Origin of the sequence: Micromonospora sp. LOL_021 (genome assembly GCF_048060215.1) — a bacterium.
Taxonomy (GTDB): Bacteria; Actinomycetota; Actinomycetes; order Mycobacteriales; family Micromonosporaceae; genus Micromonospora_E.
The window spans coordinates 1-336 of record NZ_JBHMIN010000166.1 but is presented as its reverse complement, the minus strand read 5'-3'; the positions used below and the strand labels follow the sequence as shown (position 1 = coordinate 336).

Sequence of the window (336 nt, the reverse complement as noted above, 5' to 3'; positions counted from 1 at the left end):
CCCGCTCGATTTCCTTCTCCCGGCCGATCACCGGGTCGAGCTTGCCCTCCCGGGCCGCCTGGGTCAGGTTACGGCCGAACTGGTCCAGCACCAGGCTGGTCGACGGGGCGGCCTCGCCCGCCGCCGCGCCCGCCGCCGCCGGCTCCTTGCCCTGGTAGCCCGACAGCAACTGGATCACCTGCTGGCGGACCCGGTTGAGGTCGGCGCCGAGCTTCACCAGCACCTGGGCGGCAACGCCCTCGCCCTCGCGGATCAGGCCGAGCAGGATGTGCTCCGTGCCGATGTAGTTGTGGCCGAGCTGCAGCGCCTCCCGCAGCGACAGCTCCAACACCTTCT

Annotated in this window: 1 protein-coding gene; it reads right to left on the bottom strand. The window is 71.4% G+C overall.

Going from position 1 to position 336, the window contains the following annotated elements; translation table 11 throughout:
* The coding region (locus ACFHWT_RS31515) for a Clp protease N-terminal domain-containing protein (RefSeq protein ID WP_416598357.1) at positions 1-336 on the bottom strand (336 nt) is incomplete at both ends.